This is a genomic window from Candidatus Streptomyces philanthi (assembly GCF_059553635.1).
The window spans coordinates 1-21113 of record NZ_JCANQV010000093.1 but is presented as its reverse complement, the minus strand read 5'-3'; the positions used below and the strand labels follow the sequence as shown (position 1 = coordinate 21113).

22 protein-coding genes are annotated in these 21113 nt (G+C 72.2%); 14 read left to right on the top strand and 8 right to left on the bottom strand.

All coding sequences use genetic code 11. The features are described from left to right. Positions 1-625: FAD-dependent oxidoreductase (locus AC51EU_RS13825; RefSeq protein ID WP_496267185.1), on the top strand; the 625-nt coding region annotated here is incomplete at its 5' end. 46 nt (positions 626-671) lie between these two features. Here AC51EU_RS13825 and AC51EU_RS13820 read toward each other — a convergent pair. Then, the gene (locus tag AC51EU_RS13820; RefSeq protein WP_496267184.1) at positions 672-2126 is read right to left on the bottom strand and encodes an NsdA family TPR-like regulatory protein; all 1455 of its coding nucleotides are present in this window, start codon (positions 2124-2126) and stop codon (positions 672-674) included. A gap of 301 nt (positions 2127-2427) precedes the next feature. On the opposite strand from AC51EU_RS13820, the gene lipB reads away from it, so the two are divergent. From lipB to AC51EU_RS13800, 4 genes are all read left to right on the top strand, one after another. Continuing rightward, positions 2428-3240 carry a lipoyl(octanoyl) transferase LipB gene (gene lipB / locus AC51EU_RS13815; RefSeq protein ID WP_496267183.1) on the top strand — a complete coding sequence of 271 codons (813 nt, stop codon included), beginning with the start codon at positions 2428-2430 and terminating at the stop codon, positions 3238-3240. A gap of 130 nt (positions 3241-3370) precedes the next feature. Further along, positions 3371-4321, top strand: a complete 951-nt coding sequence (lipA, locus tag AC51EU_RS13810; protein WP_496267182.1) for a lipoyl synthase — start codon at positions 3371-3373, stop codon at positions 4319-4321. 226 nt (positions 4322-4547) lie between these two features. Then, positions 4548-4763 carry an SCO2195 family GlnR-regulated protein gene (locus AC51EU_RS13805; RefSeq protein WP_496267181.1) on the top strand — a complete coding sequence of 72 codons (216 nt, stop codon included), beginning with the start codon at positions 4548-4550 and terminating at the stop codon, positions 4761-4763. A gap of 10 nt (positions 4764-4773) precedes the next feature. Then, a complete protein-coding gene (locus AC51EU_RS13800) occupies positions 4774-5484 on the top strand; it encodes a DUF4191 domain-containing protein (RefSeq protein ID WP_496267180.1) in 711 nt (236 codons plus the stop codon). Positions 5485-5762: 278 nt separating this feature from the next. On the opposite strand, the gene AC51EU_RS13795 is transcribed toward AC51EU_RS13800, so the two are convergent. Continuing rightward, positions 5763-6230: an RDD family protein gene (locus tag AC51EU_RS13795; protein ID WP_496267179.1), complete on the bottom strand. Its 468-nt coding sequence runs from the start codon at positions 6228-6230 to the stop codon at positions 5763-5765. A 272-nt stretch (positions 6231-6502) separates the two neighbouring features. Between AC51EU_RS13795 and glnA the strand changes: the two genes are divergently transcribed. Then, positions 6503-7912: a type I glutamate--ammonia ligase gene (gene glnA, locus AC51EU_RS13790; protein ID WP_496267178.1), complete on the top strand. Its 1410-nt coding sequence runs from the start codon at positions 6503-6505 to the stop codon at positions 7910-7912. Positions 7913-7984: 72 nt separating this feature from the next. Here the strand turns inward: glnA and AC51EU_RS13785 are convergent, their stop codons facing one another. Then, the gene (locus AC51EU_RS13785; protein WP_496267177.1) at positions 7985-8944 is read right to left on the bottom strand and encodes a hypothetical protein; all 960 of its coding nucleotides are present in this window, start codon (positions 8942-8944) and stop codon (positions 7985-7987) included. A gap of 240 nt (positions 8945-9184) precedes the next feature. Between AC51EU_RS13785 and AC51EU_RS13780 the strand changes: the two genes are divergently transcribed. Together AC51EU_RS13780 and AC51EU_RS13775 are read left to right on the top strand one after the other, a co-directional pair. After that, a complete protein-coding gene (locus tag AC51EU_RS13780; RefSeq protein ID WP_496267176.1) occupies positions 9185-10558 on the top strand; it encodes a hypothetical protein in 1374 nt (457 codons plus the stop codon). 464 nt (positions 10559-11022) lie between these two features. Next, the gene (locus AC51EU_RS13775; protein ID WP_496267175.1) at positions 11023-11274 is read left to right on the top strand and encodes a hypothetical protein; all 252 of its coding nucleotides are present in this window, start codon (positions 11023-11025) and stop codon (positions 11272-11274) included. Positions 11275-12148: 874 nt separating this feature from the next. Here AC51EU_RS13775 and AC51EU_RS13770 read toward each other — a convergent pair. After that, positions 12149-12748 carry a helix-turn-helix domain-containing protein gene (locus AC51EU_RS13770; RefSeq protein WP_496267174.1) on the bottom strand — a complete coding sequence of 200 codons (600 nt, stop codon included), beginning with the start codon at positions 12746-12748 and terminating at the stop codon, positions 12149-12151. Positions 12749-12839: 91 nt separating this feature from the next. On the opposite strand from AC51EU_RS13770, the gene AC51EU_RS13765 reads away from it, so the two are divergent. Further along, positions 12840-13493, top strand: coding sequence for an FAD-dependent oxidoreductase (locus AC51EU_RS13765; protein ID WP_496267173.1), 654 nt, complete (start codon positions 12840-12842; stop codon positions 13491-13493). Between the two features lie 118 nt (positions 13494-13611). Then, the gene (locus tag AC51EU_RS13760) at positions 13612-14523 is read left to right on the top strand and encodes a class I SAM-dependent methyltransferase (protein ID WP_496267172.1); all 912 of its coding nucleotides are present in this window, start codon (positions 13612-13614) and stop codon (positions 14521-14523) included. 115 nt (positions 14524-14638) lie between these two features. On the opposite strand, the gene AC51EU_RS13755 is transcribed toward AC51EU_RS13760, so the two are convergent. Together AC51EU_RS13755 and AC51EU_RS13750 are read right to left on the bottom strand one after the other, a co-directional pair. Further along, a complete protein-coding gene (locus tag AC51EU_RS13755) occupies positions 14639-14911 on the bottom strand; it encodes a hypothetical protein (RefSeq protein WP_496267171.1) in 273 nt (90 codons plus the stop codon). An 84-nt stretch (positions 14912-14995) separates the two neighbouring features. Beyond that, positions 14996-15925 carry a Gfo/Idh/MocA family protein gene (locus AC51EU_RS13750; protein WP_496267170.1) on the bottom strand — a complete coding sequence of 310 codons (930 nt, stop codon included), beginning with the start codon at positions 15923-15925 and terminating at the stop codon, positions 14996-14998. 410 nt (positions 15926-16335) lie between these two features. Between AC51EU_RS13750 and AC51EU_RS13745 the strand changes: the two genes are divergently transcribed. Further along, positions 16336-16926 carry a winged helix-turn-helix domain-containing protein gene (locus tag AC51EU_RS13745; protein ID WP_496267169.1) on the top strand — a complete coding sequence of 197 codons (591 nt, stop codon included), beginning with the start codon at positions 16336-16338 and terminating at the stop codon, positions 16924-16926. On the opposite strand, the gene AC51EU_RS13740 is transcribed toward AC51EU_RS13745, so the two are convergent. Further along, positions 16902-17810, bottom strand: coding sequence for a lysophospholipid acyltransferase family protein (locus AC51EU_RS13740; RefSeq protein WP_496267168.1), 909 nt, complete (start codon positions 17808-17810; stop codon positions 16902-16904). The genes AC51EU_RS13745 and AC51EU_RS13740 overlap by 25 nt on opposite strands. After that, complete coding sequence (locus AC51EU_RS13735) at positions 17807-18553, bottom strand: GNAT family N-acetyltransferase (protein WP_496267167.1); 747 nt, start codon at positions 18551-18553, stop codon at positions 17807-17809. The genes AC51EU_RS13740 and AC51EU_RS13735 overlap by 4 nt, the downstream gene beginning before the upstream one ends. Before the next feature lie 452 nt (positions 18554-19005). Here AC51EU_RS13735 and AC51EU_RS13730 point away from each other — a divergent pair, with 452 nt between their 5' ends. From AC51EU_RS13730 to AC51EU_RS13720, 3 genes are all read left to right on the top strand, one after another. Next, positions 19006-19239: a DUF397 domain-containing protein gene (locus AC51EU_RS13730; protein ID WP_496267166.1), complete on the top strand. Its 234-nt coding sequence runs from the start codon at positions 19006-19008 to the stop codon at positions 19237-19239. A 269-nt stretch (positions 19240-19508) separates the two neighbouring features. Further along, positions 19509-20423, top strand: a complete 915-nt coding sequence (locus AC51EU_RS13725) for a metal-dependent hydrolase (RefSeq protein ID WP_496267165.1) — start codon at positions 19509-19511, stop codon at positions 20421-20423. 1 nt (position 20424) lies between these two features. Beyond that, on the top strand, positions 20425-21113 hold a 689-nt coding region (locus AC51EU_RS13720; RefSeq protein ID WP_496267164.1), incomplete at its 3' end, for a ferredoxin reductase.

Sequence of the window (21113 nt, the reverse complement as noted above, 5' to 3'; positions counted from 1 at the left end):
CGTCCGCGTCACCTCGGTCTCCGCCAACGGGGTCACCACTCAGGCCCATGGCCCGGTGCCCTGCCGCGCCGTCCTGGTGGCCACGGGGGCGCGGGACGCGGCGGAGCTGCTGCCGGGGCTGCGGACGCCGCCGTTCCACGCGGCGACCGTGCTGCACCACACCAGCGCGTCGGCCGCGCCCGCCGCCTGGCGCGAGACCTCGCTGTTCCTCTCCTCGGACGGCCCCGTCGCGTACACCTACGCCGCCGGGGCCATCGACCCCTCCCGGGCGCCCGCCGGCCGCTCCCTGGTCACCACCGTGGTGCTCGGCCCGGCCGCCGCGCTGCCCCTGGACGAGCTGGACCGGCAGGTCCGGCCACGGCTGGCCCGTATCCACGGCACGGACGGCGACTGGCGGCTGCTGGCGGGCCGTCACGACGCGTACGCGGTGCCCGCGATGCCGGCGCCGCACGACCCGGAGCGCCCGGTGCGGGTGCTGTCCGGCCTGTACGTCTGCGGCGACCACCGCGACCTCAGCACCCTCCAGGGGGCGCTGAACTCGGGCCGCCGGGCCGCCGAGGCCCTGCTGAAGGACTTCGGCCGCCGCGCCCCGGCCGAGCCGTCCACCCTGAGCACCGCGGCCTGAGCCCGGCCGGTGCGGGCCCCGGGGGACGCCGCACCGGCCCGTACCGTCACCCCAGCGCCGCCACCCGGTCCCGGTACCCGCGCACCGCCGCCGCGTCCCGGTACGGCTCCAGCCTGCGCTCGAAGTCCCGTACGTACTCATGGGCGCGGACCGAGCGCATCTCGGCGGCCTGCAACGCCGCCTCGGCGCCGAGCGTGCACGCCTGGTCCAGCTCGCCCAGGCCCAGGCGCGCGGTCGCCAGCACCACCCGGCAGAACAGCCTGCTGCGGGCGAACCCGGCCGAGCGGAGCTGGAGGGAGCGCTCGGCGTGCTGGGAGGCGGCGCGGTACTGCTGGAGGTCGCGGTGGCAGTGGGCCAGCTCGTCGGCGAGCTGCGCCTCGTCGAAGAACCGCGCCCAGTGCGGGGTCTCGTCGCCGGGCCGGGCGGCCTCCAGCGCCCGTTCCGCGCGGGCCAGCGCGGCCGTGCAGGCCCGCACCTCGCCCAGCACGCCGTGCCCGGGCGCCTCCGCCGCGTGCAGCAGCGACTGCACCGCGGGCGGCGCGCTGCCGCCGACGCCCTGCTGCGCCACCCGGGCCAGCTGGACGGCCTCCCTGCCGTGCCCCAGATAGACGGCCTGCCGGCTCATCGTCACCAGGACGTAGGAGCCGTACGCGCGGTCGCCGGCGGCCTGGGACAGCCGCAGCGCCTGCACGAAGTAGCGCTGCGCGAGGCCGTGTGCCGCGATGTCGTACGAGGTCCAGCCCGCCAGCCGGGTCAGATCGGCGGCCGCGGCGAACAGCTTGCGGCCGGTGGCCTCGCCGTACGTGCCGCGCAGCATCGGCTCCGCCTCGTGCTCCAGGTAGCGGACCAGGGCCTGGCGGGCGTGGCCGCCGCCGTAGGCGTGGTCGAGGGAGCGGAAGAGGTCGCCGACCGAGCGCAGGGCCGCGATGTCGCCCGCGGTGACCCGGGAGCCGTGGCCGCGCTCGGGGTGCTCGGTACGGCGCTGGCGCGGCACCGAGAGGCGGCCCTGGAACGGCACCCGGGCCTGGGCCGCGTCGCCCGCGTCGCCGCGGGCCACCCGTTCGTCGGCCCGGCCGATGAGCCAGTCCCGGCTGGGCACCACCAGCCCCGCCGGGGTGAAGGCGATCTTGCGCAGCTCCGCGTGGCTCCCGGAGTCCTTGCGCCACAGACCGGTGACGATGTCCACGGCCTCGCTGGGGGTCGCGGCGAATTCGAGCCCGGCGTACACCGGGGCGCAGGCTTCCAGGCCGAGGTCCTGGGCGGACAGCCGGCGGCCTAGGCGCCGGGTGAACACCTCGGCGATCAGCGCGGGAGTGGTGCCCCGCGGCTGCTGTCCGCGCAGCCAGCGGGTCACCGACGTCTTGTCGTAGCGCAGGTCGAGGCCGTGCTCGATGCCGAGTTGGTCGATGCGTCTGGCCAGACCGGCATTGGAGAATCCCGCCTCGGCGATCAGCGCGGCAAGCCTGCGGTTGGGCGTGCGGTGCGGGGGTCGTTCCGTCATCAGCTCTACCGGTCTCCTGCCTTCCGGGCGGGGCCGGCCTGACCCTGTCCGGCATGCTCATCACCCTATGGATCGGCGCGAATGTAACGGCGTTCGGCGCCGTTCTCCCGTCCTTGGCGCCTCGTTCATCCGATCGTGTGAGCAGGGCTCTTGTGGTCCACGGACCGGCGGGGGCCTTCGGAGGGGCCCCGGCGACCGGCCGCCTGCCGGGTGGGGACGGCCCGGCCGTACAGTGGCATGGGCGCGAAGTGGCATCAGACGTTGCAGGAAAAGTGCAACAGAGGTTCGAAGAGGAGTTGCCGTGACTGCGATCTCCCGTGGGGAGACTCCCGCGACCGAGGGGCTGCGCTTTGTGCACCTGGGGTTCGGGGCGGACGCCGTCGAGTACGGGGCGGCCTGGCAGGAGCAGCGCCGGGTGCACGCCGCCCGGTTCGCGGACGAGGTACCCGACACCTGTCTGCTTCTGGAACACCAGCCCGTGTACACCGCGGGCCGCCGGACGACCGATGACGAGCGCCCCCTGGACGGCACGCCCGTCGTCGACGTGGACCGCGGCGGGAAGATCACCTGGCACGGTCCGGGCCAGCTCGTCGGCTACCCCATCCAGAAGCTTCCGCGTCCGGTGGACGTCGTGGCCCACGTACGCCGTCTGGAGGACGCCCTGATCCGCGTCTGCGCGGACCTCGGGGTCGAAACGACGCGGGTGGAGGGCCGCAGCGGGGTGTGGGTGCTGGGCGACCCGGTGGAGCGGCGGCCCGCCCTCGGCGGTCTGGAGCTGGACTTCGACCCGCGGCTGTCGGAGGAGTTCGACTCCCGGCTCAGCGGCCCGGAGTACGCCCCGTCCAACGCCGGCCAGCGCGGCGAGGACCGCAAGCTGGCCGCGATCGGTATCCGTGTCGCCAAGGGCGTGACGATGCACGGCTTCTCGCTGAACGTGAACCCGGACAACACCGCGTTCGACAAGATCGTGCCGTGCGGCATCCGGGACGCCGGGGTCGCCTCGCTCTCCGGGGAGCTGGGCCGCGAGGTCACCATCGCCGAGGTGCTGCCCCTCGTCGAGAAGCATCTGCGGAACGTCCTGGAGAACGCCGAGCTGCTGCCCCGCGCGGTCTGAGAGCCGCCCCGACGGGGAATGCCGGCCTCGCATCCGGGGTTGGCCCGCACGTAAAGACGTGCGATTTACCGGGCGTACCCTGGTGTACGCCGCAGAATCGAATGCCCGCGATAGCAGAAAGGGGCGCCACGTGTCCGCTGTCGCACCCGACGGACGCAAGATGCTGCGCCTGGAGGTCCGGAACAGCCGGACCCCCATCGAGCGCAAGCCCGAGTGGATCAAGACCCGGGCGAAGATGGGCCCCGAGTACAACCACCTGCAGGGCCTGGTGAAGAGCGAGGGCCTGCACACGGTCTGCCAGGAGGCGGGCTGTCCCAACATCTACGAGTGCTGGGAGGACCGCGAGGCGACCTTCCTCATCGGCGGCGACCAGTGCACCCGGCGCTGCGACTTCTGCCAGATCGACACCGGCAAGCCGCAGGCGCTGGACCGTGACGAGCCCCGCCGGGTGGCGGAGTCCGTGCAGACGATGGGCCTGAAGTACGCCACGATCACCGGCGTCGCCCGCGACGACCTGGAGGACGGCGGCGCCTGGCTGTACGCCGAGACGGTCCGCAAGATCCACGAGGCGATGCCGGACACCGGCGTCGAGCTGCTGATCCCTGACTTCAACGCGAAGCCCGAACAGCTGGCCGAGGTCTTCTCGTCGCGCCCCGAGGTGCTGGCGCACAACGTCGAGACGGTGCCGCGGATCTTCAAGCGCATCCGGCCGGGCTTCCGCTACGAGCGGTCGCTGGAGGTCATCACCCGGGCCCGCGAGGCCGGTCTGGTCACCAAGTCGAACCTGATCCTCGGCATGGGCGAGGAGCGCGCGGAGATCAGTCAGGCGCTCCAGGACCTGTACGACGCGGGCTGCGAGCTGATCACGATCACGCAGTACCTCCGTCCGTCCGTCCGCCATCACCCGATCGAGCGCTGGGTCAAGCCCCAGGAGTTCGTGGAGCTGCGGGAGGAGGCGGAGGAGATCGGCTACGCGGGAGTGATGTCCGGTCCGCTGGTCCGCTCCTCCTACCGCGCCGGGCGCCTGTACCGGCAGGCGGTCGAGCGGCGCGAGGTCGAGGCGTCCGGCCGGGCGGTCTGAGCCGTACGGCCGTCCCGGCGCGCCGATCGGCGCGACCTGGCACATGCTGGGAGCACGCGGCCCGCACTCCCCCGGACAGGGGGTGCGCGGGCCGCGTCACCGTGTCATTGGTGCGTGACGGGTGGGTCATCCGCCGGAAACACCCATCGGTCACGATGGGACGCGGGGAGCACTCGCGTCCCACCGCTCCCGCACCTCCGTCGTCGTCCCCGAGGGAGAACCCGTCATGCAGGCCGCGCCGCTCCGCGCCCCCGTCCGTCCCCTGCCCTCCGTCACCGGTGCCCTGCGCGCCGTCGAGGCGCTGCTGCTGCGCTCGGGCCAGCGCACCGCCCGCCGCAACGCCTGGACCTCGGTACTGGAGGACCGCCGCCGGGCCCACGACCGGCGGGAGGCCCAGGACGTACTGGAGGCCGCGGCGACCGGGCACCCGCGGGCCACGTAAACTTCGGGGTATGGCGAGGAAGGCAAACTCAGACGGCGCTGCCGGCGCTGGGAACCCCGGGCGGCTCAAGCAGATCGCCCTGACCTACAAGATGACCCGTTCGGTCGACTCCAAGGTCGGTCTGGTCGTCGCTGGCGTGGGCATCGTCGTGTTCGGCGTTCTCCTCGGCATCGGCTTCCTGATCGGCCACCCCGTCTACGCGGGCATCCTCGGCTTCGTGCTGGCGTTCCTCGCGATGGCGATCGTCTTCGGACGGCGCGCCGAGCGGGCCGCCTTCGGGCAGATGGAGGGCCGTCCGGGCGCGGCGGCCGCCGTGCTGGACAACGTGGGCCGCGGCTGGACCGTCACCCCGGCGGTGGCGATGAACCGCAACCAGGACGTGCTGCACCGCGCCGTCGGCAAGGCCGGCGTCGTCCTGGTCGGTGAGGGCAACCCGAACCGGCTGCGCGGGCTGCTGGCGGCCGAGAAGAAGCGGATGGCGCGCACCGTCCCCGATGCCCCGGTCCACGACATCATCGTCGGCGACGGCGAGGGCCAGGTCCCGCTGAAGAAGATCCGTACGACGCTGCTCAAGCTCCCCCGCGTCCTGCCCGGCCCCCAGGTGACGGTCGTCAACGACCGCCTGCGCGCCCTGGGCGACCTGATGAGCAACATGCCCGTCCCGAAGGGCCCGATGCCGAAGAGCATGCGGATGCCCAAGGGCGGCGGCAAGACGCGCTGACCGGCCTCGTCACCCCGGTGGCGGACCGTACGACGACCGGATGAACGGCATGACGCCCCGGAGCGGATGACACGCTCCGGGGCGTTGTGGTGTCCGGGGGCCTTGCGTCGGCGGCATATGCCAGGTGCCCGGGACCGTGTGCCGTAGCGCCTCCCCGCAGGGGGCGTGCGTCGGAGCGGACGGCGCGCGCCCGTGCCCTTCACTCCCGTACGGCATCGCCCGTGCGGATGAACCGACAAGCCGCCCGTATACGGCGCCACCGCGGCCGGGCCGGTGGTTCAGATCCGGACCTGTACCGCCCGCGTCAGCCGGTCGTGCAGTCCGCGGCCGTCGCGGTCCCAGATGACGGCGGGGATGACGATCACCAGCAGGGCGGTGCGCAGCACCACGCGCGGCAGCGAGAGGCGTCCGCCGTCGTCGGCGATCACCCGCAGACCGAGGATCCGCTTGCCCGGCGTGAAACCGACGGTGCCCACCGTGAGCATGCTCATGACCGCGAACACGACCAGTGCCCAGTTGCCCGCCGACTGCGGGCTGCCGCCGCTGAACAGCCCGTACGCGATCAGCAGGCACAGTGCCCAGTCGATGAAGAGCGCGGCGATACGGCGCCCGGGGCGCGCGATCGAGCCCGGCCCCTCCTCCGGCAGGCCGAGCCGCTGCCCGCGGTAGCCGAATGCGATGCCCATGCCCTCGGCGGCCGCACGCGGCCCGGAGATCCATGATCCGATTGCTTGCCTGTTGTCCACCCGTCCACGGTACTGCGACCGCATACGACCCCTTCCGGGCGGGGCGCGGGGGCCGGGCCCCGCCGGGACGCCGCGGCGGCACGGCGCACGTCCCGATGGCCCACGACCAGGGGTGTTACCGGCTGCCTACCGGTTAACCTCGGTGAAACAAATGGGTCATGCCGGGGAAATCCCGCCTACCTATGGTCGGGCTCAGCGCGCCACCCACAGGGACGCGTTCCAGGTAGCAAACCCCGCGTCCGCCGACCGGTGACCGGGCTAGGAGGAGTTGGATGTTCCAGAACGCCGACGAGGCCAAAAAGTTCATCGTGGACGAGGACGTCAAGTTCATCGACGTCCGGTTCTGCGACCTGCCCGGCGTGATGCAGCACCTCACGATCCCGGCATCGGCGTTCGACCCGACGGAGGAGCTGGCGTTCGACGGATCCTCGATCCGCGGCTTCCAGGCGATCCACGAGTCCGACATGGCACTGCGCGCCGACCTGTCGACCGCGCGGGTGGACCCGTTCCGCCGCGACAAGACCGTCAACATCAACTTCTTCATCCACGACCCGATCACCGGCGAGCAGTACAGCCGCGACCCGCGCAACATCGCCAAGAAGGCCGAGACGTACCTGGCCTCCACCGGCATCGCGGACACCGCGTACTTCGGCCCGGAGGCCGAGTTCTACGTCTTCGACAGCGTCCGCTTCGAGACCAGCGCGAACCAGTCCTTCTACCACATCGACTCCGAGGCCGGCGCCTGGAACACCGGCGCGGAGGAGAACAACCGCGGCTACAAGGTCCGCTACAAGGGCGGCTACTTCCCGGTCCCGCCGGTCGACCACTTCGCCGACCTGCGCGCCGAGATCTCCCTGGAGCTGGAGGCGGCCGGCCTCCAGGTCGAGCGCCAGCACCACGAGGTCGGCACCGCCGGCCAGGCGGAGATCAACTACAAGTTCAACACCCTGCTCGCCGCCGCCGACGACCTGATGCTCTTCAAGTACATCGTGAAGAACGTCGCCTGGCGCAACGGCAAGACCGCCACCTTCATGCCCAAGCCGATCTTCGGCGACAACGGCTCCGGCATGCACGTCCACCAGTCCCTGTGGCAGGGCGGCCAACCCCTCTTCTACGACGAGCAGGGCTACGCGGGCCTCTCGGACACCGCCCGGTACTACATCGGCGGCATCCTCAAGCACGCCCCGTCGCTGCTGGCCTTCACCAACCCGACGGTGAACTCGTACCACCGCCTCGTCCCGGGCTTCGAGGCCCCGGTCAACATGGTGTACTCGCAGCGCAACCGTTCCGCCGCGATGCGCATTCCGATCACCGGCACCAACCCGAAGGCCAAGCGCGTCGAGTTCCGCGCCCCGGACCCGTCCTCCAACCCGTACCTGGCCTTCTCCGCCCTGCTGCTGGCCGGCATCGACGGCATCAAGAACAAGATCGAGCCCGCCGAGCCGATCGACAAGGACCTCTACGAGCTGGCCCCCGAGGAACACGCCAACGTCCCCCAGGTCCCCACCTCCCTCCCCGCCGTCCTCGACGCCCTTGAGGCCGACAACGAGTACCTCCAGCAGGGCGGCGTCTTCACCGCCGACCTGATCGAAACCTGGATCGACTACAAGCGCACCAACGAGATCGCCCCGATCCAGCAGCGCCCGCACCCGCACGAGTTCGAGCTGTACTTCGACCTCTGAGCCGCGGATTCCACGCGGAGGCCGCCATCCCCGTCCCGGGGTGGCGGCCTTCGCCGTGAGTGACGGGCGACGCTACGCCGCGGGCGGCTCCGGGACGCGCCAGGCGATACGGAAGCGCTGCTCCGGCGGGAGGCCGAACCTGCCCATCGGGCCGATCTCCTTGATCAGGTAGCCGAGGATCTGGCGGTGGGCTTCCTCGGAGAGCTCGTGCCACGTCTCCGGGGTCGCGGTCATGATCTCCCGCATCAAGGACGCGTCCGATTCGGCGCGCAACATCTCGATGCGCTCCTCGCGATCCATCGTCTCGTCTGCGTGCATCGCGCTGATCGAGCGCTGGAGGAGGTTCGGTTCGGCGGCCAGGCGCTGGAGCGCGCGCTCGCAGCCGTACTCGAAGGCCATGTGCGCGTCCACAGCTTCCTGGTCCTGGTAGCGGTAGCCGAAGGGGCTGCCCTCCTCGGCGCCGAGGTAGTCGCCCTTCAGGGTCCGCAGGAGGGCGCGCAGGGCGAGTTCGGCGCCGTGCTCCTCAATGAGGCGGACGCCGACCTGCACCCATTGGTCCTCCGAGATCAACGGTTCGTGCGGCACCGCGAGCGAGGGAGCGATCTCGATGGCGTTGAACGGGTTGATCATCATGCCGAGCAGCGCTTCTGCGGTCCACCGCCCGTCGTCCGTGCCCCATCCCTGTGACAGGGCGAGTTCGCGGGCCGACTTCATGCCGACCGGCTCTCCTTCCAGCACCGCGCGCCAGAGGGGGAGGAACCGTGCCACCTCGCCCTTCGGGTCCCGGGGCGGATCGACGCAGGCGGCGGCGAGCACCTCCACGATCGACTGCACGGTCTCCCAACGCGGTACGGTCAGGCCCTTGAGGGTCGTACGGACTCCCTCATGGCTGACGAGCGCCGGATGATCACCCTCCTTGATCAGGGCGCTCACCTTCCGCATGCCGGGGCGGCCCGCCGCCCGGTGGAGTTCTTCCAGCGCCCGTACCAGCTCTCGGTGGGCTTCGTTCGCGGGGGAAGTGTCGGTGGTCACGGAACAGGGGTTCCTTTCGGCCCTTCGGTGACGGCCCGGTTATCCGTCAGATAGCGCCAAGAGCGTAGAAGTCGCTGGCAGATCGGCACATGTCAGATTTCGCCAACTTCCTTGTCCCGGACGTCAAACGATGACAAGCGAAGGGATCCGGCCCCGAGCATGGAGTCAGCGCCGTGAGCGAATCGGCGCCTTCTTCCGAGGAGTTGCCCGCCCATGCACATACCTGCCTACGCCCATGCCATGATCCGGTCCGCGCTGCCGACCGTTCCCACCTCACGGCAGGTCGGAGCGCTGGACTGCTGTCTCTGCAACGAACCCTTCGGGGACCGGCCGCCCGTACCACTCGGTCCGACGCCCGAATCGGGGCTGTTCGGCTGTCACGATTGCCTGACCCGGTTGGTCGCCCGGGCACGGCGGGCCCGTGACGCCGCGCTGGATCAGGACGCCGAGCAGGCCCGCGAGGAGGCCGCCGACTGGCTACCGAAACGTGAACGGTATCTCGCCCGGCTCGGCAGCGTGCGGCGGGCCGCGGAGGCCGTGGCCGAGTTGGCGCAGGGCGACGGCACCGAGCCGCCGCGGATCGCCTGGCTGCTGATCTCGTTGGAATCGGCGTACGCCTGGGTCCCGGACGCTCCGGAGCCGCCCGTCTCCGTGGATCGCGAGGACTCCATGTTGAAGGACACGGCATTCCGGTTGAACCTGGCCATGATCTCGGCGCGGGAGGCGGTGGCGGAACGGCTTGCCTACCACCTGATCAATGAGGCGCAACCCGAGGAACCGGAGATGTGCGAGGAGTTCGAGTGCCCGGAGGGCTGCTCAGGACGCCATGAGGTCTCGGAGATCGACTGCGGGCCGGACGCCGTCTTCGAGGATCTGGCGGAACACGGAGTCACCGTGGAGCAGCCGGAGCCCGAACCTCTCGTGCCTCTCTCGGGAAGATCCGGGACGCAGGAGAAGCGCACGCTGTTCCCGGACATCGAGGAACAGACCCCCGCAGCCTTGGCGCATTTCGGTGTGGACGCGAACGATACGGATGTCCTGGTGAGCGCGGCGGCCGTCGGTCTGGTCGCCGACGCCTGGCGGGACGGGCCGCTGGACGTGATCCACGCGGCCGACGACGGGCCGAGCGATGGGGAGATCTTCGCGCAGAGCGTCGATCTGTACCGCAGGGCGCGGGCGGCGCTGGTGGCAGCGCGGGACGACGGGCCCGACGCGCTGCTCGCGTTCACGGCCGTCGCCTCGGACGTGAATCTCCCGTGGGCCGGCGGCTCACGCTTCACGCTGCGGCAGGTGTCCGCGTCCGTGGCGGAATTCGTACAGCACGTCGACGATCGCGTCTGGTTCACCACGGAGGTGATACGGGAACAGGGCTGGCGCGCGGGGCTGCTGCACCGAGCCGCTTCGGCCGCGTTCAAGGCTTCCACCCACTTCGGTATGCCGCGTTGGCCCGGCGTCGTCGCCTCGGCGATGGAGCATCTCGCCGCGCTGGACCGGTCGGACGCGCCCGAGGCGCTGGCCGACCTCGCGGCGGTGGAGACCGCCTTGCGCGAAGCACCCGACCTCCTGGGCGCCGAGGCCCTCGACTGGATCGCCCGGCGCGTGCCCCTGGGTTAGCAGGGCGTCCGTCCCGTCCGTCCACCGAGAGGCCGGGGCGGGGAAGTCCCTCGCACTGGGGCACAGCATCGATGAATCCGGCTCGCGGAGAGTCGGTGAGCGGCGTATTCCTGCGGGCCCCGGCACCCGAGGAGGCCGCGCAGGGGCGTGGTCCGCCCGACTCCGCATACCGACATCAGTGGGTCACCAGGTATGTGGCCTGACGTGCCGGCCGGGGCGGCGCGAGGTATCGACATGCCCAGAAGTACTGGTAGAACCCTGGCTCGCACTCTTATGCGGTCCCTGAGTGATTCCGGGAAAGCCGTTCTGAGAGCCGTTGCCCATGACGGGACTCTCGGAATGGAGCCCCGCCCTGAGAAGCGGCGCGGTTTCCGAACCCCAGCCGAACGCAGGCCGTTCACCCGCCCGGGCCGGCACCTCGGCAGAAGCGAAGAAAGGTACCGGCAGAAGACGGAGGCCGCGCTGTGAAGTGGGATGAGGTGACGCTGGTCATCCTCGCCGTGTTCGGTTGCGTCACATTGCTGCTGACGCAGGTCAGCGAGGTGCTGTCGAAGCTGCCGCACATCATCCGGGCATGGCGGCAGGTGCGGTACGAACTCAACCGGAGCGGCGAACCCGGCGACCACTCGGCAGGAGTCATCGACGCCGGGGTGCCTTCCCCTCGTGGCGGGGAGTGTGGGGCCGGAGAGTCCGAAGCGGGGCGGGACGAGCGGTGAGCCGGTCGGCGGTGCCGCTGGAGGAAGCCGCTTGAAGCTGCCGGCCCGGCGATCAGCGGCCCTCGCGCATGTGGGGAAGGCGGCGTTGGGTGGCCTCTCTGCGGAGGGGGATTTGCGCCATCGTGCAGGGTTCATCGGCCAGAGGTGGGGGCCGGGGCGTTGGCGAGGTGGTTCTTGAGTGTTGTCGGGAGTTCAGCGGGGAGCGTGAGTCGACGGCGTTCAACTGCGTGTCAATAGCTGGCAGTTGGGGCACCGTCGACTGTCGGTGGGGCGGGCTACCGTGATGAGTGTGTCGGGGCGGGGTTCGCCCTTTCTTCCATCGCGCTTGCTTCGAGGGACTCATCGATGACACATGTTCGTGGTCACCATCGCCGTGACGGAACCTGGGTTCGACCGCACCATCGCCGTACGAGGACGGGCGCCTCTCCGGCCGCTCGTCGCGCAGGCGCGCCATGCCGTGCGGACGCGGACGTTTCCCAGCCCTCTGCGGCGGGTTCTACGACCCGTGTGCGGGGACATCTCCGCAAGGGTCGCTATGTCCGGCCGCACGTCCGCCGGCTCAATCGTTCCGCTTCGGGGAGCGAAGGAGGGGGAAGCCGTACCGCTGGGGCTGCGGGAGGAGGAGTGGAAGGGAAGGGAGTGGTGATCGCTCTATTTCTCCTCTTCCTTGTCGTCTACGCCCTGGGCGGCAGCGGCGGTGCTGGTGCTGGTGCTGGTGCTGGTGCGACGGATGTTCCGGAGAAGTCTCCGGCCGCTTCTTCCGGTCCTCATCAGGTGAATTCCTCTCACCCGGCATCGCGGTAGAAGGGCGCTGCGGAGGGCTTGTACCAGCACGGGTCCCCTCCGTCCGCCTTTGCCGCGGGCGCCCGGCCGGTCACTCCCCGTGCTTCTCCCCCGCCCGTGGCTTGGCTCTTACGTGCATGCGTTCGCCCTGGCGGCCGAAGAGGCTGAGGATTTCTACGGGTTCGGTGCCGGCGCTGCCGAACCAGTGGGGGAGGCGGGTGTCGAACTCGGCGACCTCGCCCGCGGAGAGGGTCAGGTCGTGGTCGGCCAGGACGAGGCGGAGGCGGCCGGAGAGGACATAGAGCCACTCGTAGCCCTCGTGGGTGCAGGGGTCGGGGGTGCCACGGGTGGGCGGGATGATCATTTTGTAGGTCTGGAGGGGGCCCGGCTGGCGGGTCAGGGGGAGAACGGTACCGCCGTTCACCTGGCGGGGGGTGAGGCGGACGCGGGGATCGCCGACCTCGGGGGCGCCGACGAGTTCGTCCAGGGGTACCTGGTGCGCCTGGGAAAGGGGGAGCAGGAGTTCCAGGCTGGGGCGGCGCTGGCCGGATTCCAGGCGGGAGAGGGTGCTCTTGGAGATACCGGTCGCCTCGGCCAGCGCCGCCAGGGTCACGCCGCGTTCGGCACGCAGGCGTTTGAGGCGCGGGCCGACCTCGGACAGGGCGCGGGTGATGTCGGGTGAACGGTCCATGCCGTCCATTGCACCGCAGCCGTCCCGGAAACAGCAACAGAAGTTGCTACATATGCCCCGTGGCCGCACCCTGTGCGCGGAGGTGATCGCCGTGGGCGACCAGAGGTACAGCAAGAGTAGCGACGGCCGGGTGCGGTGCGCGCCGGGGAGCGCCGCCGTACGGAGTGCGGGGGCCGGTGTCGCGTACGACGCGGTGCTGATCGGCGCGGAGGCGGCCGGGCCGAGCGCCGCGCCGGTACTCGCGCGGGCCCGCCGCCGGGTGGCGGTGGTGGACGCCGGGGAGCCGCGCAACGCCCCGGCCGCGCGGATGCGGGGTTTTCTGTCGCGGGACGGGATGTCACCGGCGGCGCTGCCGGAAGTGGGGCGCGCCGAGGCGGCCGGCTACGGGGTGGCGGTGACCGGCGACCGGTTGGCGGGCGTCGAGCTGGGCGACGGGCGGATGGTGCCGCGCGACGCGGTGTTCGTCGTCCCCCGGACGGTGCCGCACAGCTCCCTGTTGACGGAGCTGGGGTGTGACACGGACGAGGACGGCTCGGTGCTCACCGACGCGTCGGGCCGTACCGGCGTGCCGGGTGTGTGGGCGGCGGGCAATGTCACCGAGCCCCGGGCGCAGGTCGTCACCGCGGCCGGACGGGGTGCGGCCGCCGCGATCGCACTCCATCACGATCTGGTGGACGAGGACGTGGCGCGGGCCGTCGAGGAGCGGCGGGCGGCGGAAGCCGGCGTTCCGTCGTGCGTACGGTAGCGGCGTCCTTTCGCGTGGTGTTCGTCCCGTCCCCGCGCCCCTGGGGTCCCCCGCGTCCCCTCCGTCCCTGGAGCAGTTCCTCCTCATCCTCATCCCTTCCCGGAACAGGAAACCGTTCATGAACGCGCATCACACCCACCACCCGCATGGCGCCGCGCACACCGAGGAACTCGACTGGGAGGCCATGGCCTCGCATCTGGAGCGCGAGGCCGAGTTGCACACGCCGTTCCTCGAAGGCGCGGCGGGCTGGCTGCGGGGGCTGCTCGGCGGTGAGGCGGCCGGGGGCCCGCAGGTCCGCCGCGTCCTCGACGTCGGCAGCGGGCCCGGGGTGGCCACCTGTGTGCTTGCCCGGTCCTTCCCGCAGGCCGAGGTCGTCGCGGTCGACCAGGGGGCCGGTCTGCTGGAACGGGTCAGGAGCCGGGCGGCCGCGCAGGGGCTGGCCGACCGGGTGACCGTTCAGCAGGCCGAGCTGCCGGACGCGTTCGGCTCCCTCGGCCGGGCGGATCTGATCTGGACCAGCCATGTGGTCCATCATCTGCCCGACCAGCGGGCGGCGTTGAAGGCCCTTGCCGCCCGCCTGCGGCCCGGCGGTCTGCTCGCCGTCGTCGAACGCGGGCTGCCCCCGCGTTTCCTCCCCCGTGACTTCGGCATGGGCCGTCCGGGCCTCCAGGCCCGTCTGGACGCCGCCGTCGAGGAGCGGTTCGCCGCCATGCGCGCACAGATCCCGGGTGCGGTGGCGACGGTCGAGGACTGGCCCGCGATGCTTGCCGGGGCGGGTCTCACCCCCGCCGGTACCCGCACCTTCCTCACCGATCTCCCGGCCCCCCTGGGGCTTCCGGCCCGCGAGTACCTGCGTACCCGTCTGGCACGGCTGCTGGACCAGACCGAGGAGCAGCTCGACGACGAGGACCGCGCCACCCTGGCGCGCCTCGTCGGCGAGGACGACCGCACGGGCATCCTCTGGCGCCCGGACGCCTTCTTCCTCACCGCCACCACCGTCCACACGGCCCGGGCGCTGCCGGAGAGCTGACGGAACCGGCCGGTCCCGAACGCGTCCTCCCTTCCTCTCTCCTCGCGTTCGCGGGCAGGGCGTTCGGGGCGGAGTGGCGGGGCCGGCTCCGGAGCTGTCCGGAGCCGGCCGGCCGTCAGCAGTGGTCGTAGAGCAGGGCGCGTACCAGACGGCAGGTGGTGTCGGAGGGGGTGTGGACGCCGATGTCGCGGGCGGTCGTGCGTATGGTGCGGTTGTCGGCCTCGTCGGGGCGGTAGACACCGGTGTCGAGCAGGGCTATGGCCAGGCGCATGGCCTTCAGGCGGCGGTTGTGGGATTCGTAGCGCTCGCGCGGCCATCCTGCGGGGAGCGGCTTCTTGGGCAGTGGGTGGGCCGGGAGAGGTTTCGTCATGAGTGTGGCAGTGGCCATCGAGACCTCCTGGAGCTGTGATGAACCCTCGCTGACTGGTGACCAGTCTACGAGCGACCACTGACAAAAGCCCCTGACCTGCGGCTATTCGGCGTTCAGTGCCTCCTCGGCCAGGGCCAGGATCTCGGTGACGCGGAGGCCGAAACGGAGGTCGCAGGGGTGTGGGCGGCCGGTGCGGACGGCCGTGAGGAGGGCGTCGACGGCGCGGTGGTAGGCGGGGAGGGGGCCGTCCTGGCGGCGGGGCAGGACGGCGGTCCCGGCGGTGCCGCGCAGGGTGACCGAGACCCCGGCGGCGGCGCGCGGGGCGGTCAGGCTGAGGGTCGCCGTGCTCGCCGCGCCGCTCTGGTGCCGCAGCGTCAGCAGCACGGTGTCCCCCGGGCCGCGTACGGCGGTGACCGAGGTGACGTCGCCGAGGACCGGGAGCAGGACGGACAGGGCGTGCGGGCCGACGTCCCACAGGGCGCCCTTGTCGCGCCGCCAGGCGGAGGTGGCGTACGGGCTGTCGCTGTCGGGGGCGAACACCGAGCCCAGCCAGTCGGCGTGCGCGGTGAACCAGCCGCCGGCCTCGGCCTGTTGGGCGATCCATTCCGCTTCGTTCTCCCCGAAGCGCGCGGTGAAGAAGACCACGCCCGCGACGCCCGCGCGCTCCGCCGCCGCGGTGACGGTGCGGGCGTCGTCCGGTGCGGTGGCGACCGGTTTGTCGAGCAGGAGGTGGCAGCCGGTCCCGGCGGCGCGGGCGGCGAGGGGGGCCTGAACGGCCGGTGGCAGTGCGACGGCGACGGCGTCGCAGACGTCGAACAGTTCCTCGGGGGTCGCGTACGCGCGGGTGCGGTGGGTGCGCGCCAGTTCCGCCGCGGCCTCGGGGCGCCGGCCCCAGATCCCGACGAGGGCTGTCCCGGGGTGGGCGGCCAGTACCGGCGCGTGGACGTGCTGTGCCCAGAAGCCGGTGCCGAGGAGGCCGATGCGCAGGGGTGTCGGCGTGGACGCCGGGGAGGAGTGCAACGCGGGTGCCATGGGACCAGTGTGCCGGTGCGCGGGGTGCGAGGGAGGCACCTGCGACTGCGGGGCAGGTTGAGGGACGGATGGGGCGGGGCAGCATGCGGGCCACCAGGGAGGGCCATCGGGCGACGGACCGCCCCGTATGCCCCACGGCGATCCTGCTCACACCCGCTCCCGCGTGAAGGACAGATCAACTGCGGTCTGGTCTAATGGGGGTCATGGCCAGCCTCACAGAAACCGCGACGGGTCGCAGCGACCTTGAGCCCTTCTGGCCGTCCCGGCAGGCGCACGCATTCGACCGTCTGTGTTGCCGCGCGCACTGAGCGCGGGCCCGCACCCCTTCGGACACCGCTGACCGGTGTCAGCAGCCCTGCCCGCGCGCACGACGTCCCCGACGATCCCTCTGCGCGAAAGAGCTGACGACCATGACCAACGTCCGTACTCTGTCCGCCACTTCAACGCCGGCAGGCCCCGCCGTCCCGCCCGTACCGCCACGGCAGCGGCTGCGGGCCGTGGCGCCCGGCGAGGTCCCGCCCGTGGCCGAGCTGCTGAACGCGGGCGCGACCTGGATCCCCGCGCCGCAGCACAGCCTTCCCGTGCTGCCGGGCCGGCCCCCGATGGTCGGCTATCTGGTGCTCGTACCGGCCGACACGGCCGCCGGGGCGCCCGGTGAGCGGCCCGCCGCACCGCCCCGGAACGCGCCGTCCGACGAGACGGCCTGCTTCGGCGACGCCGTCGTACGGATCGACGCCGAGCAGCGGACCGTACAGGTCCAGGGCCGCCCGCTGGACCTGACGTATCTGGAGTTCGAGCTGCTGGCCCATCTGGTCGCGCATCCGCACCGGGTGCACACCCGCGACCAGTTGGTGACCACCGTGTGGGGCTACGGGCATGTGGGCGACGGGCGCACCGTCGACGTCCATGTCGCCCGGCTGCGCAGGAAGATGGGCGCCGAGCACCGGTCGTCGATCGTGACGGTGCGCCGAGTCGGCTACAAGTACGTTCCCAGCGCCTGACGGCGGCCGGGCGCCGCAGGAGCGATCCGGTGCGCGCACGGCCGCTCCCCCGTGGGGCAGCCGGCGCGCACGACGGTCTGGGCGTACGCGGCGAGGGTCGCGCGGTCGGCGGCCCCCGGGGGCAGTGCGGGGTGGAGGATGATCCGTACGGTCAGTCCCCGGGCGGTGAGGACGCGGCGCAGTGAGGCGGCGAGGGTGTCCGGGCCGCAGAAGGCCGCGACGGTGCTGGGCAGGCCGTGCTGGGCGTAGGTGAGGGTCACCGGGCGGACGGGGGCGCCCGCGTCGAGGGCGGCCTGGAAGGTGGCGCGGCGGAAGGTGCCCCGGTCGGCGGTGCACCAGGTGGTGGCCTGGGGGAAGACGGCGACCGAGTGCCCGGAGGCGAGGAGGCCGGCCAGGTCGGCGACGGTGTGCGGGAGCCGTCGGGGGCTGCCGCGGTCGATGAAGCGCGTTCCGGCCCGGCGGGCCAGCCGGCCGATCAGCGGCCAGGCGGCGACCTCGCGTTTGGCCAGCAGGGTCACCGGTTCGACGGCGAGCAGCGCGAGGGTGTCGAGCCAGGAGATGTGGTTGAGGGCGAGGAGGGTTCCCGGGAGCGGGGAGGGTGCTGTCCCGGGTGGGGCGCTTGCGGTGTTCTCCGTGGCGTCCTGGCCGTAGGTCCCGCCCCGGTACGTCGCCTCCACCCGTACCCCGAGCGCCGTGAGGATGCTGCGGGCGTGGCCACGGAGGCGGATGGGGTCGCCGAGGCGGGGGCCGTCCGTGGTGGCCCGGTGGGCGGCGCGGGCGAGTGCGGCGCAGCGGCGGGCGGCCTCGGTGGCGGGGACGCGGGGCAGGGCGTGGGTGGCGCAGCGCGCCGTGCAGGTGGAGCGGATGTCCCAGGGCCCGTTCACGGCTGTCCCAGGAGGTAGCGGCGGTAGCGGTCGTCGAGGCGTTCCATGTCGAGGACGACGAAGAAGTCGGCGACGTCGAAGTCCGGGTCGTGGGCGGGTGCGCCGCATATCCAGGCGCCGATGCGCAGATAGCCGCGCAGTAGTGGGGGCAGCGGGGCGTGGGTGGGGCGTTCGGGAAGGGGGACGGTGGGGTGCCAGGGGTGGTGCGGGGTGACGCGGAGGCCGGGCGGGCAGGCGTGGCGGGTGAGACCCAGGGCGTGGGCGTGGGCGGCGGCCGTGCCGCCGTCGCCGAGCGGTACGGAGGCGCAGCCCGCCAGATGGCGGTGTCCGGAGCGCAGGGTGTAGCGGGCGAGCGCGGCCCACATCTGGGTAATCACCGCGCCGTCACGGTGGTCGGGGTGGACGCAGGAGCGGCCGGCCTCGACGAGGGAGGGGCGCAGCGGGTCGAGGGCGGTGAGGTCGAACTCGCCGTCGGAGTAGAGGCGCGGGCCGCGCCCCGGGGGCAGCAGGCGGTAGGTGCCGACGGTGCGGCCGGTGGCGGTGTGGGTGACGACGAGATGGTCGGCCGCGGCGTCGAGGGGGTCGATGTCGTGGCCGGGCAGCGGGGTGTGCAGGGTGGCGCCGAGTTCCTCGGCGAAGACCTGGTGGCGCAGGCGTTGGGCGGCGCGGATCTGGTCGGGGGTGCGGGCGAGGGTCGTGGTGTAGGCGGGGCGGGTGGGGGACGCGGTCGAGGCCATGTGCATGGGGCCCTCCAGGGGATGCCGGGCGCACCGCCGGGACGGGTGCGGCCCGATGGCCGGTACGGCGCTTCGCGGCCGACTGTTCCCGCGTCCGCCTCCCGGTCGCGTGAAGCGCGGGAGGCGCGCGGGTGAGGTTCAGGGGAACAGTGGCCCACGGGCGCGGACGGGTGGGCGCGGTGGGGCTGTTGGGCGGCGTGGTGCCCTTTTCCCGGCCGCTGGGGCCGCGCGTGGTGCGCGGATACGGACGGGCGGGCGCGGAGGAGCTGTTGGGCGGTGCGGGTGCCCGGTCCCCCGCCGCTGGGGCCGCGCGTGGTGCGCGGTCACGGAAGCCGCGCCGGCCGGCGCGAGTGGCCGTACTCCCCCGTGGGAGCGGCGCGTTCCGCCGGTGGAACGACGCCCCGGGCAGCGCGTACGCTGACCCCCCTGACGGACCACTACGGAGGGGAACGCACAGCATGGGCAGCGCAGCCGAGAAGGAGTGGCTCTACGGCCTGGACATTTCCGATGCCACCTGGCAGCGGGCGCCGGGCGACCCGGACGCGGAGGCGGTGGAGATCGCTTTCCTGGAGCGCGGTGCGGTGGCCATGCGCAATTCCAAGGAGCCGGACGTGGTGCTGCGGTACACGGAGGCGGAGTGGCGGGCGTTCGTCCTGGGCGCGCGGGACGGTGAGTTCGACCTGGAGCAGTGACTCCGCGGGCGGCGGGTCCGGGGCCTTGTGCCCGGCCCGCCGCGGACCGGTACCCATCCTGTGAGGTGTCCGTCGGCCATGTGGTGACGGGTCAACCTCACAGGATTCCTTCTTTTCGGGGAACGTGAAGCACAGGCACACGCCGTGCGCCCGCCCGCTCACGGCGGCACGGACGGCCCTCTCTCCTGCGGTCTCCCTCCCACCATCCCCGGAATTTTCCCCTGTCGCAGGGGTATTGCCACGCACTTACTCCCCAGTACATTGACGATATGTCTAACACGGCCTCGCTGCGGCCCCAGCCGGTCGCGTCCGAGCACATCCCGCTGAAGGCCCGCGACGTCGCCTTCGACTGGACGGACACCCCGCTGCACTGGATCCCCGGTGACCCCTCCAGCACCCATGTCATCAATGTGCTGCATCTGCTGCTCCCCGCCGGCGAGCGCTGGTTCGTCCACGTCTACAAGCAGGCGCTGCCCCTCATCCGTGATCCGCGGCTGCGTGCGGACGTCATCGGGTTCATCGGCCAGGAGGCGATGCACTCCCGCGCGCACGACGACGTCCTGCCGCACCTCAAGGCGCAGGGGCTGGACCCGACGCCGTACACCGCGCAGGTCGACTGGTTCTTCGAGAAGCTGCTCGGCGACCGGACGCTGCCCCCGGGGCGGGCGCGGGAGTGGTGGCTGCTGGAGCGGGTGGCGCTGATCGCGGCGATCGAGCACTACACCGCGTTCCTCGGCGACTGGGTCCTCAACGCGGACGCGCTGGACGCCAGGGGCGCCGACCCGGTGATGCTGGACCTGCTGCGCTGGCACGGCGCCGAGGAGGTCGAACACCGCTCCGTCGCCTTCGACCTCTTCGTCCATCTCGACGGCGGCTACCGGCGGCGGGTGCGCACCTGGGCCCTGGCGTTCAGCGCGCTGATGTTCCTGTGGCAGCGCGGGGCCCGCTTCTTCATGGAGAACGACCCGACGCTCCGCGACGGCAGGGCGTCCGCCCGCGCGTTCTTCCGCGGCGGCCGGGAGGGCGTGCTGCCGGGCACGGGCGCCATGCTGCGCTCGATCCCGCAGTACCTCGACCGCCGCTACCATCCCTCGCGGTACGGCAGCACCGCGCAGGCCGCCGCGTACCTGTCCCGGTCCCCCGCCGCGGTCGCGGCCGAGGCACGCACCACGGGAGGGACCTGAGATGCCCTCACTGCTGCGTCCGGGCGCGGTGCTGGCGGTGGCCGGCGCCGCGCTGCTCACCCGGCGCGCGCTGCGGCGCCGGATCAGGACCTCGCCGCTGTGGCCGATGCCCGCCCTGGAGGAGCCGATATCGGGCCGGGCTCGGGAACGCCGGAACGGTGCGGTGCTGCGGCTGCGGGTCGCCGAACGGACGGTGGCGGCCGACGGCGTGGTGGCGCTGCGGCTGGCCGGGGAGGAGGGGCTGCCCGCCTGGGAGCCGGGGGCGCACATCGACCTGGTGCTGCCGTCGGGGACGGTGCGCCAGTACTCGCTGTGCGGGGACCCGGCCGAGGCGGTGGCGCCCGGCGGCGGTACGTACACCATCGCCACCCGGCTGATCGAGGACGGCCGGGGCGGCTCGCGGGAGGTGCACGAGGCGCTGGGCGAGGGCACGGTGGTCGAGGTGCGCGGGCCCCGCAACCGCTTCCCCTTGGCCGACCGTCATGCGTATCTCTTCGTCGCGGGCGGCATCGGGATCACGCCGGTCCTGCCGATGGTCCGGCGGGCGGAAGCGGCGGGGCTGCCGTGGCGGCTGGTGTACGCGGGGCGGTCGCGCGCCTCGATGCCGTTCCTGGCGGAGGTGGAGAAGCTGGCCGCGTGCTTAACACATGCAAGTCGAACGATGAAGCCGCTTCGGTGGTGGATTAGTGG